Source organism: Rhodococcus sp. 05-2256-B1, assembly GCF_002258465.1.
Taxonomy (GTDB): domain Bacteria; phylum Actinomycetota; class Actinomycetes; order Mycobacteriales; family Mycobacteriaceae; genus Rhodococcoides; species Rhodococcoides fascians.
The window spans coordinates 396,994-410,436 of the sequence record NZ_NOZA01000031.1; the positions used below are offsets into that span (position 1 = coordinate 396,994).

At 64.3% G+C, this 13,443-nt stretch carries 16 protein-coding genes; 8 read left to right on the forward strand and 8 right to left on the reverse strand.

Annotation, left to right across the window (positions count from 1 at the left end; genetic code table 11):
• Positions 1-140 precede the first annotated feature (140 nt).
• Positions 141-800 (forward strand): acid phosphatase, encoded by a 660-nt coding sequence (locus CH285_RS21880; RefSeq protein ID WP_048320261.1) that lies wholly within the window; start codon positions 141-143, stop codon positions 798-800.
• Positions 797-1,273, forward strand: coding sequence for a GNAT family N-acetyltransferase (locus CH285_RS21885; RefSeq protein WP_027496527.1), 477 nt, complete (start codon positions 797-799; stop codon positions 1,271-1,273). Before CH285_RS21880 ends, CH285_RS21885 begins: the two co-directional genes overlap by 4 nt.
• On the opposite strand, the gene CH285_RS21890 is transcribed toward CH285_RS21885, so the two are convergent.
• Positions 1,270-1,701, reverse strand: coding sequence for a hypothetical protein (locus tag CH285_RS21890; protein WP_027496526.1), 432 nt, complete (start codon positions 1,699-1,701; stop codon positions 1,270-1,272). The genes CH285_RS21885 and CH285_RS21890 overlap by 4 nt on opposite strands.
• A gap of 189 nt (positions 1,702-1,890) precedes the next feature.
• Here CH285_RS21890 and CH285_RS21895 point away from each other — a divergent pair, with 189 nt between their 5' ends.
• Complete coding sequence (locus tag CH285_RS21895) at positions 1,891-2,844, forward strand: diacylglycerol/lipid kinase family protein (RefSeq protein WP_032372691.1); 954 nt, start codon at positions 1,891-1,893, stop codon at positions 2,842-2,844.
• Positions 2,845-3,110: 266 nt separating this feature from the next.
• On the forward strand, positions 3,111-3,365 hold the full coding sequence (locus CH285_RS21900; protein ID WP_032366305.1) for a WhiB family transcriptional regulator: 255 nt from the start codon (positions 3,111-3,113) through the stop codon (positions 3,363-3,365).
• Between the two features lie 140 nt (positions 3,366-3,505).
• Here the strand turns inward: CH285_RS21900 and CH285_RS21905 are convergent, their stop codons facing one another.
• Positions 3,506-4,984 carry a sensor histidine kinase gene (locus CH285_RS21905; protein ID WP_027496524.1) on the reverse strand — a complete coding sequence of 493 codons (1,479 nt, stop codon included), beginning with the start codon at positions 4,982-4,984 and terminating at the stop codon, positions 3,506-3,508.
• Between the two features lie 21 nt (positions 4,985-5,005).
• Complete coding sequence (locus CH285_RS21910) at positions 5,006-5,221, reverse strand: biotin/lipoyl-binding carrier protein (protein WP_027496523.1); 216 nt, start codon at positions 5,219-5,221, stop codon at positions 5,006-5,008.
• A gap of 119 nt (positions 5,222-5,340) precedes the next feature.
• Here CH285_RS21910 and CH285_RS28735 point away from each other — a divergent pair, with 119 nt between their 5' ends.
• On the forward strand, positions 5,341-5,415 hold the full coding sequence (locus tag CH285_RS28735; RefSeq protein ID WP_370878772.1) for a 50S ribosomal protein bL37: 75 nt from the start codon (positions 5,341-5,343) through the stop codon (positions 5,413-5,415).
• A 69-nt stretch (positions 5,416-5,484) separates the two neighbouring features.
• Here the strand turns inward: CH285_RS28735 and rsrA are convergent, their stop codons facing one another.
• Complete coding sequence (gene rsrA / locus CH285_RS21915; RefSeq protein ID WP_027496522.1) at positions 5,485-5,772, reverse strand: mycothiol system anti-sigma-R factor; 288 nt, start codon at positions 5,770-5,772, stop codon at positions 5,485-5,487.
• A 44-nt stretch (positions 5,773-5,816) separates the two neighbouring features.
• Positions 5,817-6,593 (reverse strand): sigma-70 family RNA polymerase sigma factor, encoded by a 777-nt coding sequence (locus tag CH285_RS21920; RefSeq protein ID WP_230591196.1) that lies wholly within the window; start codon positions 6,591-6,593, stop codon positions 5,817-5,819.
• A gap of 91 nt (positions 6,594-6,684) precedes the next feature.
• Here CH285_RS21920 and ybaK point away from each other — a divergent pair, with 91 nt between their 5' ends.
• Genes ybaK through rsgA form a run of 3 tightly spaced genes read left to right on the forward strand, consistent with a single transcriptional unit; the run spans position 6,685 to position 9,485 of the window.
• The gene (gene ybaK / locus CH285_RS21925; RefSeq protein WP_094643063.1) at positions 6,685-7,176 is read left to right on the forward strand and encodes a Cys-tRNA(Pro) deacylase; all 492 of its coding nucleotides are present in this window, start codon (positions 6,685-6,687) and stop codon (positions 7,174-7,176) included.
• A gap of 6 nt (positions 7,177-7,182) precedes the next feature.
• On the forward strand, positions 7,183-8,499 hold the full coding sequence (aroA, locus tag CH285_RS21930) for a 3-phosphoshikimate 1-carboxyvinyltransferase (RefSeq protein WP_032366303.1): 1,317 nt from the start codon (positions 7,183-7,185) through the stop codon (positions 8,497-8,499).
• Complete coding sequence (gene rsgA, locus CH285_RS21935) at positions 8,451-9,485, forward strand: ribosome small subunit-dependent GTPase A (RefSeq protein ID WP_176458534.1); 1,035 nt, start codon at positions 8,451-8,453, stop codon at positions 9,483-9,485. Before aroA ends, rsgA begins: the two co-directional genes overlap by 49 nt.
• A 48-nt stretch (positions 9,486-9,533) precedes the next feature.
• On the opposite strand, the gene CH285_RS21940 is transcribed toward rsgA, so the two are convergent.
• From CH285_RS21940 to CH285_RS21950, 3 genes are all read right to left on the reverse strand, one after another.
• Positions 9,534-10,784, reverse strand: coding sequence for a fatty acid desaturase family protein (locus CH285_RS21940; protein ID WP_032370715.1), 1,251 nt, complete (start codon positions 10,782-10,784; stop codon positions 9,534-9,536).
• A 129-nt stretch (positions 10,785-10,913) separates the two neighbouring features.
• The gene (locus CH285_RS21945; RefSeq protein WP_032370714.1) at positions 10,914-12,209 is read right to left on the reverse strand and encodes a fatty acid desaturase family protein; all 1,296 of its coding nucleotides are present in this window, start codon (positions 12,207-12,209) and stop codon (positions 10,914-10,916) included.
• Between the two features lie 108 nt (positions 12,210-12,317).
• Positions 12,318-13,433, reverse strand: a complete 1,116-nt coding sequence (locus tag CH285_RS21950; RefSeq protein WP_027496515.1) for a ferredoxin reductase — start codon at positions 13,431-13,433, stop codon at positions 12,318-12,320.
• Between the last annotated feature and the right edge of the window lie 10 nt (positions 13,434-13,443).

Consider the following 13,443-nt stretch of genomic DNA (forward strand, 5'->3'; position numbering starts at 1 on the left):
GCAGGACTGCGTTGCCTGCGACGGTGAAGATCCAGAAGAGAATAACCGTCCGGTAGGTCTGGACTCAATCGCGTTTTCGGACACATCCACCGGTTCGGTATGACGAAGCCCACACCCGACCGGCAGGCATGATCGAGTGCATGACCAACCACGGAGCCGTCGAGGCCGGCCGAGTCGTTCTACTCCGTCACGGGGAAACCGAATGGGCCCTCGCGGGTAAGCACACCGGAAACACCGATGTTCCACTCACCGCCCACGGTGAGCAGCAGGCAGTCGAGGCCGGCTCACTGCTGACTCTGCTGAATCTGCGCGACCCGGTGGTCATCAGCAGCCCGCGCGAACGGGCCCGTCGAACAGCCGATCTCGCGGGGCTCGAGGTCGATCGAACATGGGATGCGCTGTCGGAATGGGACTACGGCGACTACGAGGGCATCACGTCGTCGGAGATCCACGAGACAGTGCCGCACTGGACCGTCTGGACGCACCCGTGCCCGGGCGGAGAGTCGATCGGTGACATCGCTGTTCGCGTCGAACTGGTGTTGTCCGTTGTTCTTCCACTGCTCGAAGGCCGGGACGTGGTGCTGGTGGGACACGGCCACTTCTCGAGAGCACTGATCGCCGGCTGGACGGAAGCGTCCATCACCGAAGGGAAGCGCTTCGCATTGTCCCCGGCCGCCTACTCACTGCTCGGTTTCGAGCACTCCTTTCGACAGCTCATCGCCCACAATGTTCACCCCTCGATTCTCTCTGCAGCCACCGATCGCTCGATCGGCACCGACCCGACCGGAGGTCCACGATGATCCGACGCGCCACCGAAGACGATGTATCCGCCATCTGCGGGTTGGTCCACGAACTGGCGGAGTACGAGAAGGCGTCCTCGTTGTGCACGGTCCGAGACGACCACCTTCGGTCGGCTCTGTTCGGTGAGAATCCGACGGTATTCGCGCACGTCGCCGAGCACGACGGCGTGGTGGTGGGGTGCGCTCTGTGGTTCTTGAACTTCTCCACCTGGGACGGGGTCAACGGAATCTATCTGGAGGACCTCTACGTGCAGCCGGACGCACGCGGCCATGGGTTCGGAACCGCACTGCTGGCAGCGTTGGCGGCCGAGTGCGAAACCAACGGCTACACGCGACTGACCTGGTCGGTGTTGGACTGGAACACTCCGTCTATCGGGTTCTACCGAGCGTTGGGCGCGCAGGCTCAGGACGAGTGGACCACATTCCGATTGACCGACGGTGCCCTGAGGGACCTGGCCGCGAAAGCGTCCTAGAGACGCGGTTCGTCGTCGACGTCGCTGTACTCGGCCGCCATCCACTGCGACGAGGGTGGACTGAACAGCAGCACCAGCACCGCAACCACGACGATTCCCAGAACGATGCCGTAGACGGTCTGATGCGAACCGGTGAGCAGCGACCACACGACGGGAAGCAGCAGTAGCTGTACGACGGTTGCCAGTGCCCTCCCCCACCGTTTGCCGAGAATCAGGGCAACGCCTGCAGCCCCGACGCCGAGGCCCAGCACGCCGAACCACCCGGCCGTGCCGTACCCGTTCGCGACAGCGTTGTCGCCCTCTCCGGAGACCGCGCGCACGACGAGAACGAAGGCCGCGACCAGCGAGACGGCACCTTGTGCTGCGACGAGGACCCCGGCGGATCGAAAAGTGGCCGGTGGGGTGAGGTTCTCGGGTTGGGTGGACACGGGACCAGCCTAGGCAACCGGGAGTGGAGCCTGCGGAACGACCCAGGGGGCGCGAGTGGAGCCTGCGGAACGACCCAGGGGGCGCGAGTGGAGCCTGCGGAACGACCCAGGGGGCGCGAGTGGAGCCTGCGGAACGGCCCGGGTGGTGCCGGTGGAGTCCGCCGAGCCACCCGGTTAGTGTTTGTTCCTGTGCGTGCGCTGCTGATCGTCAATCCCAATGCGACTTCTACGACGGCTGCAGCTCGGGATCTGTTGGCTCATGCATTGTCGAGTCGGTTGCGGGTGACGGTGGCGCAGACGACGCATCGTGATCATGCGTCGGAGTTGGCTCGGGGTGCCCGTGAGGACGGGGTGGGCCTGGTGATCGTTCACGGGGGTGACGGCACGGTGAACGAGGTCATCAACGGTCTGCTCGGGGTTCCGTTGCCGACGTCGATGCAGGCGGTGACGATCGGCGCGATTCCGCCCATTGCGGTCGTTCCCGGTGGTAGTGCGAATGTGTTCGCGCGCTCTCTCGGAATCGAGGCGGACCCGGTAGCGGCCACGAATCAGTTGATAGGCCTGCTGGACGCGCGGGCGCGGCGGACGGTCGGTCTGGGGCATTGCGACAACCGGTGGTTCACGTTCAACGCCGGGATGGGTTTGGACGCGGAAGTGTGTCGGGCCATCGATGCGAGCCGGAAGGACGGTACGCCGGTGTCGGCGACGCGTTATCTCCGGTTCTCGGTGCAGGAGTTCTTCAAGCACAAGCGTCGTCCGGCGCAGTTGACGGTGGAGGTTCCCGGGCGGGATCCGTTCGAGAACGTGCACTATGCGTTCGTGTCGAACTCGAGTCCGTGGACCTTCTTGAACGATCGTCCGGTCCATACCAATCCCGGGACCGCTTTCGATTCGGGTCTCGGTGTGTTCGCGATGCGCTCGACGGCACTGCTCCCCACGCTGCGGGTGTCGCGTCAGCTGTTGGCCAAAGGTGCAGAACCGAAGTCTCGCAAGTTAATTCGAGTCGACGACGTCCCGAGTGTTCGAATTACGTCTACAGAACCGATGGGGCTGCAGATGGACGGGGACTACCTGGGTGAACGCACCGAGGCGGAGTTCTTCTCGACTCCCGACGCATTGGATGTTGTCGCGCCCGTCACGTGAGACCCACTGTGACCTGCGCGCGAAGATGCTCGATGGGCAATTTCCTGCGAAATCACGAGCAATATCTGCCGAGTCGGGGTACAAAGGAGCGCAGAAGGCTAAAGCGAGCCTAACAGAGTGAGCTTGACCACGGTCACGCGCGTATCCCTTGACTTCACCTGAGTTCGTGAAAGCATTCACAAGCAACAGTGCGGAAACATTGGTTACCCACTCGTGAAACAGAAGAGAAACGAAACGGCGCTTCGGCGCCCGGTAAGGAGCAGAGGATGGACTGGCGCCACAAGGCAATTTGTCGCGATGAAGATCCGGAACTATTTTTCCCGGTGGGAAACAGTGGTCCGGCGCTCGCGCAGATCGCCGATGCCAAAGTCGTCTGTACTCGGTGCCCCGTCACCGCAGAATGCCTGTCCTGGGCACTCGAATCCGGCCAGGACGCAGGAGTATGGGGCGCAATGAGCGAAGACGAGCGCCGTGCACTCAAGCGACGCAACGCACGTACGCGCGCACGTAGCTCCGTCTAGGACGCAGACACACAACACTCGGTAGGCCCGGTATCCGCTCAGCGGATACCGGGCCTTCTGCATAGCGGGCGCTTCCACAGATCGGGCGTCCTCACGTCACAGTGCGGCCGGTTCGTAACGCACTGTTCACGAGCGGCCCGTCAGGCTCGTGGCACCCGACGGCCCAGTGGCACTCGCAGCATCGCGTCGGTGCCACCTCCAGGAGCCGGATGCAGGCCCAGAGAACCGTTCAGTTCGACCGACACCAGAGTGCGTACGATCTGCAGCCCCAGTCCGTCCGAACGCTCCAACGAGAACCCTGCGGGCAACCCGCGGCCGTCGTCGTGGATGACGACGTCGAGCCATTTCGACGAACGATCGGCACCGATGCGCACCACGCCGACCGATCCGGCGTCGAACCCGTGCTCCATCGCGTTCTGCACCAGCTCGGCCAACACCATCACCAGCGGCGTCGCCCGCTCGGCGGAGAAGACACCGAGTTGGCCGTCCCGGACCACCCGCACCCGAGGGTTGACGGTGGCGATGTCGAGCATGATCGGCACCAACCGGTCGACTATCTCGTCGAGATCCACTTCTTCGTCGACCGACATCGACAGCATCTCGTGCACCAGCGCGATGGACGTCACGCGGCGAACGGATTCGGACAACGCGGTGCGAGCTTCCTCGTTCTCGAGCCGCCGCGACTGCAGCCTCAGCAGAGCCGCCACGGTCTGCAGGTTGTTCTTCACTCGATGGTGGATTTCGCGAATCGTCGCGTCCTTGCTGAGCAGCGCACGGTCGCGTCGCTTCACCTCGGTGACGTCTCGGACGAGTACGGCTGCGCCCGCGGATCGACCGTGCGGCTGCAGTGCCAACGTGCGCACCAGAACCGTCGCGCCGCGGGCGTCCACTTCCATTCGGTGCCCGACGTTGCCGGACAGTGACGACCGGATATGGTCGGCCACTTCTTGCGAATCGAACGGGTCGGTCACCAGAGACCGCGTCACCGACGCGAGGTCACGGCCCGACAGTTCCGTCGTCAAACCCATCCGGTGGTACGCCGACAGCGCATTGGGGCTCGCGTAATCCACCCGTCCCTCGGTATCGATGCGGATGAAGCCGTCGCCGGCCCGCGGCGACGAGTTGACGTCGGTTCGCTCCTCCGGCGTCGGAAACGTTCCCTCGCTGATCATCAGGCACAGATCGTCCGCACATTCCCGATACGCGACCTCGAGCGCACTCGGAGGACGAAGCTGGGCCGGATTGGTGTCGCGGGTCAGCACGGCGATGACGTGCTCTCCACATCGCACGGGAATGCTCTCGCTGCGGGTCAGAACACCACCCTGCACGATCTTTCGCTGTTGCAACGCGACGAGCACTTCGGGGTGCTCGGACTCGGAGATGGTCGTCCCCACGATGTCGTGGGTGAACACCGTCGGCGCGGTGGTGGGTCTGCACTGGGCGACACACAGCACGTCCGCCGACCCGTCCGAGACATCGTCGGTACCGACCCAGAGCAATACGTCCGCGAACGACAGGTCGGCCAGGAGCTGCCACTCCCCTACGACGCGCTGCAGATGGTCCACCGCGGCACCGGGCAGATCGGTGTGTTCGGCCAGCAGGTCACTGAGGGTCGACACGGGTTCTCACGCAGCCGTCGGTCAGGACACCACAGCGATGAGATCGCCCTGTTGAATGACATCCCCCACTGCGACGTCCACGGACGTGACGGTGCCTGCGGTCTCGGCGAGCACGGGAATCTCCATCTTCATCGACTCCAGCACGACCAACGTGTCACCGACCTCGACGGCATCACCGCGGGCCACTACCACCTGAAACACCGTCGACACCATCTCCGCACGAACATCCTCGGACACCGGCGAACCCCTCTCTCACGACACCTCGAACCGCGGCGGGCACACACCGGAGACCATGCCCGTCACAGTAAGCCAATCACACGTGGGAGACTGTAGTGAACAAACGAGAGGAGCCCATCATGGGAAAGCGTGGACGTAAGAAGCGTGCTCGAAAGGGCAACAAGGCCAACCACGGCAAACGTCCCAACAGCTGACGTTCTGCCACCAGCCACGAAGGGCCGAGAAGCACTGCTTCTCGGCCCTTCGTCGTCGGTACGATCAGGTTATTCGGAGTCGACGCTACGGGTCAGCACCGTGCGTCGGATTTCCACGCTGAGTCGTTCGCGAAGCCCGGCGGGCGCTTGATCTCCGCCACATTTACGGGAGATCAGCCGCTTGACCTTCTCCTCGATGCCGTACGCCTCGAAGCACGATCCGCACTCGTCGATGTGCTTCTGCAACCGTTGCCTGCTGGCCTCGTCGCACTCGTTGTCCAACATGATCCATACGTCCGCGATCACGGCCGAGCAATCCAGTCGCTCGAATTCGGCGTCGGCTCCGCCGTCGCCCACAGAACCGCCGCCGATGATGTCATCGCCGGAATCACCGGTGCGCGTCACTGGACTACCTCCTGCTCGTGCCGGTCGACTGCGCCGTCCCGGTTGAATCCACGGTCGCGGGCCACACCCGCCAGCAAACCTCGAAGTTGCTTACGCCCGCGATGCAAGCGCGACATCACCGTTCCGATGGGCGTTCCCATGATCTCCGCGATTTCCTTGTACGGGAAACCCTCGACGTCGGCGTAGTACACCGCCATCCGGAATTCCTCGGGCAACGACTGCAGAGCGGCCTTGATGTCGTCGTCCGGCAGTGCGTCCAGCGCTTCGACCTCGGCCGAGCGCAGTCCGGTGGACGTGTGTTCAGCGGTCGCGGCGAGCTGCCAGTCACTGATCTCGTCGGTCGGGTACTGCGCCGGCTGACGCTGCTTCTTGCGATAGGAGTTGATGTAGGTGTTGGTCAGGATTCGGTAGAGCCACGCCTTGAGGTTCGTGCCCTCACGGAACGACCGGAACGCCGAGTAGGCCTTCACGAACGTTTCCTGCACCAGGTCCTCGGCATCTGCGGGGTTGCGCGTCATCCGCAGCGCGGCACCGTACAGCTGGTCGAGCATCGGCAGCGCGTCACGCTCGAAACGTTCGGTCAGCTGGGCCTCGGTTTCGGCTGCTCGCTGCTCGGCGATCGCCTTCTCGTCCGCTTCGGTGGGAGTCCTGGCTTCTGTCACGCTGATCCCTTCGGTAGCTTCCACCGCCCAGGCTACCGCGCCCGAAGTCGGCTTCTGCGACGAGATCACCCCCTTGATCGCCAAGGGACGTCCCGCGGTCAGCACTGCCATTCGTCATTCCTTCCGCCTGCATCCGTATCTGCCCTGTCACAACACTGCCGCGCGCCGCGGTGTTCCCGTCGCAGTCGATAGAGTCCGACGAATGGCTGCGTCGACTCCCGCTCTTGCGCTGCTCACCGCACAAAAGGTGGCGCATATCGTGCACACCTACGAGCACGATTCGCGCACGCAGTCGTTCGGCAGCGAGGCCGCCGATATTCTGGGCGAGCGCCTCGGTGTGCGCCCGGAGCAGGTGTTCAAGACCCTGGTCGTCGAACGCGCAGATCGTTCGCTGGCCGTCGCGGTGGTCCCCGTCACCGGATTGCTCTCGTTGAAAGCGGCAGCAGCCGCTCTGGACACGCGGAAGGTAGCGATGGCCGACAGAGCTGCCGCCGAACGGTCGTCGGGCTACGTGTTCGGTGGAATTTCTCCGCTCGGCCAACGTAGATCCCTGCCCACCGTCATCGACGACTCGGCACTCGAGTTCGACCGTGTGCTGTGCAGCGGGGGTCGCCGCGGCCTGGAGATCGAACTCGCTCCAGCCGATCTCATTCGCCTCACGCGCGCCGTCACCGCGCCCATCGCCGCACACTGACCGCCGATGAGCGAAGATGGACCGGTGAGCACTTGGACAGCCCCCGCCGCCGATGGACCCATCGACGCGACAGTCACTCTGCCCGGATCGAAGTCGATCACCAATCGCGCGCTGATCATCGCCTCGCTCGCATCCGGCCCGTCGACCGTCACCGGCGCGCTTCGCAGCCGCGACACCGACTTGATGATCCATGCTCTGGAGACACTGGGCGTGCAGGTGGCCGCCGACCGCAACGATCCGACGTCTCTCCGTGTGACACCGGGAACGCTGCACGGTGGATCCGTCGAGTGCGGCCTGGCCGGAACGGTCATGCGTTTCGTCCCGCCCCTGGCGGCGCTCGCCGACGGCGTGGTGTCCTTCGACGGAGACGAGCAGGCTCGCATCCGGCCGCTCGACACCATCCTCGACGCACTGCGCGCTGTGGGCGCCGACGTCGACGGCAGCGCGCTGCCGTTCACGATGCGCGGTACCGGTTCGCTGCGTGGTGGATCCGTCGAGATCGATGCCTCGGGGTCGTCGCAGTTCGTCTCGGGTCTGATGCTCTCGGCCGCGGCGTTCGACGAGGGAATCGAGATCCATCACATCGGTAAGCCCGTCCCGTCCATGCCGCACATCGACATGACCGTGGAGATGCTGCGCCGTGCGGGCGTCCGAGTCGACACCCCGGAATCGAGCGGAGACGCGAACACCTGGCGCGTGCATCCCGGTTCGGTGACCCCCGTCGATTGGAGCATCGAGCCGGACCTCTCGAACGCCACCCCGTTCCTCGCTGCCGCCGCTGTCACCGAAGGTGTTGTGCGAGTCCCGAACTGGCCTGAGTCGACGACTCAACCCGGTGATGTGTTCCGCGAGATCCTCACGCAGATGGGCGCGGTGGTCGAACTACGCGCAGGGGTGCTGACCGTCGAAGGTCCGAACACGTTGCGCGGCATCGACTTCGATCTGCACGACGTCGGCGAGCTGACCCCCACCGTCGCAGCGCTCGCCACCCTGGCCGAGGGGCCGTCCATCCTGCGCGGCATCGCCCACCTACGTGGTCACGAGACCGACCGACTGGCCGCACTGACGACCGAGATAGTGCGGCTCGGCGGGCGAGCGGTCGAAACCGACGACGGCATTCGCATCGATCCCGCACCGCTGCACGGCGGCACCTGGCACTCCTACGCCGACCACCGCATGGCCACTGCCGGCGCGATCGTCGGGCTCCGTGTCCCGGGCGTCGAGGTCGACGACATCGGCACCACCGCCAAGACTCTCCCCGGCTTCGAGAACCTGTGGGACACCATGTTGTCCGCTTCCACACCCAGCGGGGTCGGATCCTGACCGCGCGCCGCTACGACGAGTCCGACGTCCGCATCCGGCCGGGCAAGAGTTCTCGTCCGCGCACCAAGACTCGACCCGAACACAACGACGCCGAAGCCGGCATGGTGGTGTCCGTGGACCGCGGCCGCTGGGGCTGCGTACTCGACGGTGACCCGTCTCGGCCGGTCGTGACGATGCGGGCCCGCGAGCTGGGGCGAACTCCGATCGTGGTGGGCGACGAGGTCGGCATCGTCGGAGATCTGTCGGGCAAGGTCGACACTCTGGCCCGAATCGTGCGCGTGGCCGAGCGGCGAACGGTGCTGCGCCGCACCGCGGACGACACCGACCCGTTCGAACGCGTCGTGGTGGCCAACGCCGACCGACTGCTCATCGTCGCAGCGCTTGCCGATCCACCTCCCCGCACCGGCTTCGTCGAGCGCGCTCTCGTCGCAGCGTACGTCGGCGGACTCGAACCGGTGCTGTGCCTGACCAAGAGCGATCTCGCTGCACCCGACGAGTTCACCGCGTCGTTCGCCGATCTGGACGTCCCGGTGGTACTGGCGGGCCAGTCCGAGGACCTGACCGAACTGACCGCCATGCTGACGAACAAGGTCACCGCGCTCATCGGACACTCCGGTGTCGGCAAGTCGACGCTCGTCAACAGACTGGTGCCCGACGCCTATCGCGCGACCGGGGTGGTCTCGGGCGTCGGCAAGGGCCGCCATACGTCGACGCAGTCGGTGGCGCTGCCGCTACCGGGCGGCGGATGGGTGGTCGACACTCCCGGCATCCGATCGTTCGGATTGGCGCACATCTCGCCGGAGAACGTCGTGGCCGCATTCTCCGACCTCGCCGAGACCATCGAGGACTGCCCCCGCGGCTGCACTCACCTGGGTCCGCCGGCAGATCCCGAGTGCGCTCTCGACACGCTCACCGGGGATGCAGCACGACGGGTGGCTGCCGTACGGCTCCTGCTGGAAGCGGTTCGAACGAACGAAGCCTGGTAGAGACCCACGGGGTCTGTACCAGGCTTCGCTGCTCGGAATCGGAGGCGGTCAGGCTGCTTTGCCGACCAGTCTGCGAATTCCCTTGCGCTTCTTGGTTTCTGCGATCGCGGTCCGAAGGCCACGCCGCTTTCCGGTGTCGGGATCGACGGCGAACAGACCTGCAGGCGCCTGTTCCCATTTACGCTCGGACGCGGTTTCCGGCGCGTCGTCGCTGGTCGCCTTCAAGTACTTGTTCGGAAGCGACAGCTTGGCGATGGTTCGCCAGGACAGGAAGTACTGGTGCACGATCGAACCGGTCGTGTACGGCAGGTCGTACTTCTCCGCGAGTTCGAGAACCCGAACCTTGATCTCCCGCAGACGATTGCTGGGTAGATCGGGGAACAGGTGATGCTCGATCTGGTAGCAGAGGTTGCCGCTCATGAACTCCATGACCGGACCGGCGTTGAAGTTCGCGCTGCCCAGCATCTGACGCAGGTACCACTGCCCCTGCGTTTCGCCTTCCATGTCCGACTTGGTGAACTTCTCGGCACCGTCGGGGAAGTGCCCGCAGAAGATGACGGTGTTGGTCCACACGTTGCGCATCATGTTGGCGACGATGTTCGCCGTCAGCGTGCTCTTCCAGGCAGGTCCGGTGAGCAGCGGATGCAGGACGTAGTCCTTGCCCATCTGCTTGCCGACCTTCTCGAGGACCTCGCGACGCTTCTGCTCGAATTCTTCACGTGGGACGCGGCCCTTGGCCACCTTGCCCAGTTCCAGGTGCTGAAGCGCCACGCCGTACTCGAAGAACAGCTGCAGCAACAGGTTGTAGACCGGGTTGCCGATGTTGAACGGCTTCCAACGCTGGTCGCGGGTGACGCGCAGCAGGCCGTAACCCACGTCGTCGTCCATGCCCAACACGTTGGTGTACTTGTGGTGAATGTAGTTGTGCGTCTGCTTCCAGTGCGCCGAGGGCCCCGTGTTGTCCCACTCCCACGAGGTGGAGTGGATCTCCGGATCGTTCATCCAGTCCCACTGGCCGTGCATGACGTTGTGGCCGAGCTCCATGTTCTCGATGATCTTCGCGACCCCGAGCATGGCGGTACCGACCAGCCATGCCGGGCGGCGGCGACTGGCGAACAGGACTGCACGTCCGCCGATGTCGAGCGAGCGTTGCAGCCGAATCGTGTTCTTCACGTACCGGGCGTCGCGTTCACCACGGGACGCCTCGATGTCTCGCCGAATCGCATCGAGCTCGTGGCCCAGTGCTTCGATGTCGGCGTCGGTCAGATGCGCGTATTCCTTGATGTCCGAAATCGCCATGGGAAACAGCCTCCTGGCAGTTGTGAACACACAGCGTGCGGTAGTGAGCCGTGTGCATTTCCGTCACCTACCGTATCGTAACTTACGGTCGCGTAGGTTACGGGCGCGAATCTGTGTGACGATTCACAATCAGGCGGTGACGTCCGATCGCCGGAGCGCCTTCGCCTGTCGTTTGGCTTCTTTCTTCGCGTTGCGCAGAGCTCCTCGTGCCTCCTGCATCGCCGAGCGCAGTCCACGGCGCTGGCCGGTGAGCGGGTCGATCCGAAGTGCGTGCACGGTCGGAGAATCGCCGACGCGCCAACGCCGCTCCGACGATGTCTCGGGCGCGTTGTCCGAGGTTGCGCGCAACCACTTGTCGGGCAGCGACAGCTTGTGGATGGTCCGCAGTGCCAACAGGTACTGCTTACCGAGCGACCCTGTCGTGTACGGCAGGTCGTACTTGTCGCACAGCGCGTGCACCTTCTCTGCGATCTCCGAGTACCGATTGCTCGGCAGGTCCGGGAACATGTGGTGCTCGATCTGGTAGCAGAGGTTTCCGCTCATGAACGCCATGACGGGGCCAGCCTCGAAGTTGGCACTACCGAGCATCTGCCGTAGGTACCACTCGGGACGGGTCTCGTTCTCGAACTGACCGATCGTGAACTTCTCGGCACCGTCGGGGAAGTGACCGCAGAAGATCACGGCGTAGGCCCAGAGGTTTCGAACCAGGTTGGCCGTGGCATTGGCGGTCAACGTGGACTTCCACGCCGGGCCGGACAGGGCGGGGAACAGGACGAAGTCCTTCCCGACCTGCTTGGCGATCTTGCGCGCGAAAGCGCGGGCCGCCGGTGACTTGAAGAGGCCCTTTTCGTGGTCCCCGTCGAGCTGCTTCTGAGCGTCGTAGTCGTGCAGCGCGATGCCCCACTCGAACGTCGTCGCCAGCACGATGTTGGCGAGCGGCTGAACGAGGTTGATCGGCTTCCACGGCTCGTCGCGGGTCATCCGTAGGATGCCGAAACCGATGTCATCGTCCATTCCGACGATGTTGGTGTACGTGTGGTGCGAGTAGTTGTGCGCCCGCTTCCACTGCTCCGACGGTCCGGTCTGGTCCCACTCCCACGAGGTGGAGTGAATTTCCGGATCGTTCATCCAGTCCCACTGGCCGTGCATCACGTTGTGGCCGAGTTCCATGTTCTCGATGATCTTGGCGACGCTGAGCATCGCGGTCCCCACGAGCCATGCCGGCCGGTACTTGCTGCCGAGCAGCACGGCGCGTCCGCCGAGCTCGAGCATGCGCTGAGCTCGGATGGTCCGGCGGATGTATGCGGCATCGCGTTCACCGCGACTGTCCTCGACGTCGCGGCGAATGGCGTCCAGTTCGCGCCCGAACGCTTCCATGTCTTCTTCGGTCAGGTGAGCGAACTCTTTGATGTCGGTGATGGCCACCGGGTCCTCCAACAGTTGTGTGCGGCGCCCGAAATACCGGGGTTCAGCGTGGGCAACCTACGTGAGCGTAACCCAGCAGCCTGAGAAGGCAGTGTGCGAAAAACAGACCTACAGTTCCAATGTGCAGTCGCCCGCGGCCGCGGAAATGCACGTCTGGACGCGGTCACCCTCGCTGTGTTCCTTACCGGAACGCAGGTCGATCACATGCCCTGCGGTCAACGGCACCACACACGTCTGGCAGATACCCATACGGCAGCCGAACGGCATCCGAACACCCACATTTTCGCCTGCTTCGAGCAGTGTGGTCGCCCCGTCCGCCGCCGCTTTCTTGTCGGACTTGGAGAACGTGACGGTTCCGCCCGAACCGGACGTATCGGCGCGTGAGATCTCGAACCGCTCGAGGTGCAGCTTGTGCTCGATGCCCTCGCGCTTCCACGTCTTCTCGATTTCTTCGAGCAGTGCCGCGGGACCGCAGGCCCAGGTGTCGCGGGTACGCCAGTCGGGGTACAGCTCGTCGAGCGAGGACAGAGCGAACTTGCCATCGGAACGCGTCAACTGCACGTGAGAGGTGAACTCGGGATGCGACTTCTCGAGGGCTGCGAGTTCGGCCGCGAACATCACCTCGTCCTCGGTGGGGGCCGAGTGGATATGCACGGTATCGGGCATGTCGCCGTGGCGATCGAGTGCTCTGAGCATCGAGATGACCGGGGTGATGCCGCTACCTGCGGTGACGAAGAGAATCTTGGCGGGCGGCGGAACAGGCAGTGCGAAATTGCCCTTCGGTGCCGCCAGTCGCACGATGGTCCCCTGCGGCACGCCGCCCACCAGATGTGACGACAGGAACCCTTCGGGCATCGCCTTGACCGTGATGGAGATCAGCTTGTCTTCCCAGTTCGGCGGCGAGGTCAGTGAATACGAGCGCCAGTGCCACCGACCGCCGAGATGCAGTCCGATTCCGATGTACTGACCCGGCTGATAGTCGAAATTGAAGCCCCACCCGGGCTGGATCACCAGTGTCACCGCGGTAGCGGTTTCCTTCTCCACGCGTACGACGCGGCCGCGCAGTTCACGGGCCGACCACAACGGGTTGGCGAGGTGCAAGTAGTCGTCGGGTAGCAAGGGAGTGGTGATGCGGGTGAAAGCACCACGCAGCATGTTCAGCCTCGGCCGCTTGGGTGCCGAGACACCGGCCACCGGGGCCTCCAACCACTTCTTCAGATCCATCGGGTGTTCC

Excerpts from the sequence above, each read along its gene's own strand:
- CH285_RS21885 (WP_027496527.1), top strand. The coding sequence starts at position 797 with ATGATCCGACGCGCCACCGAAGACGATGTATCCGCCATCTGCGGGTTG.
- CH285_RS21940 (WP_032370715.1), bottom strand. The coding sequence starts at position 10,784 with ATGGCGATTTCGGACATCAAGGAATACGCGCATCTGACCGACGCCGAC.
- CH285_RS21920 (WP_230591196.1), bottom strand. The coding sequence starts at position 6,593 with ATGGCAGTGCTGACCGCGGGACGTCCCTTGGCGATCAAGGGGGTGATC.
- CH285_RS21950 (WP_027496515.1), bottom strand. The coding sequence starts at position 13,433 with ATGGATCTGAAGAAGTGGTTGGAGGCCCCGGTGGCCGGTGTCTCGGCA.
- CH285_RS21900 (WP_032366305.1), top strand. The coding sequence starts at position 3,111 with ATGGACTGGCGCCACAAGGCAATTTGTCGCGATGAAGATCCGGAACTA.
- ybaK (WP_094643063.1), top strand. The coding sequence starts at position 6,685 with ATGGCTGCGTCGACTCCCGCTCTTGCGCTGCTCACCGCACAAAAGGTG.
- CH285_RS21880 (WP_048320261.1), top strand. The coding sequence starts at position 141 with ATGACCAACCACGGAGCCGTCGAGGCCGGCCGAGTCGTTCTACTCCGT.
- aroA (WP_032366303.1), top strand. The coding sequence starts at position 7,183 with ATGAGCGAAGATGGACCGGTGAGCACTTGGACAGCCCCCGCCGCCGAT.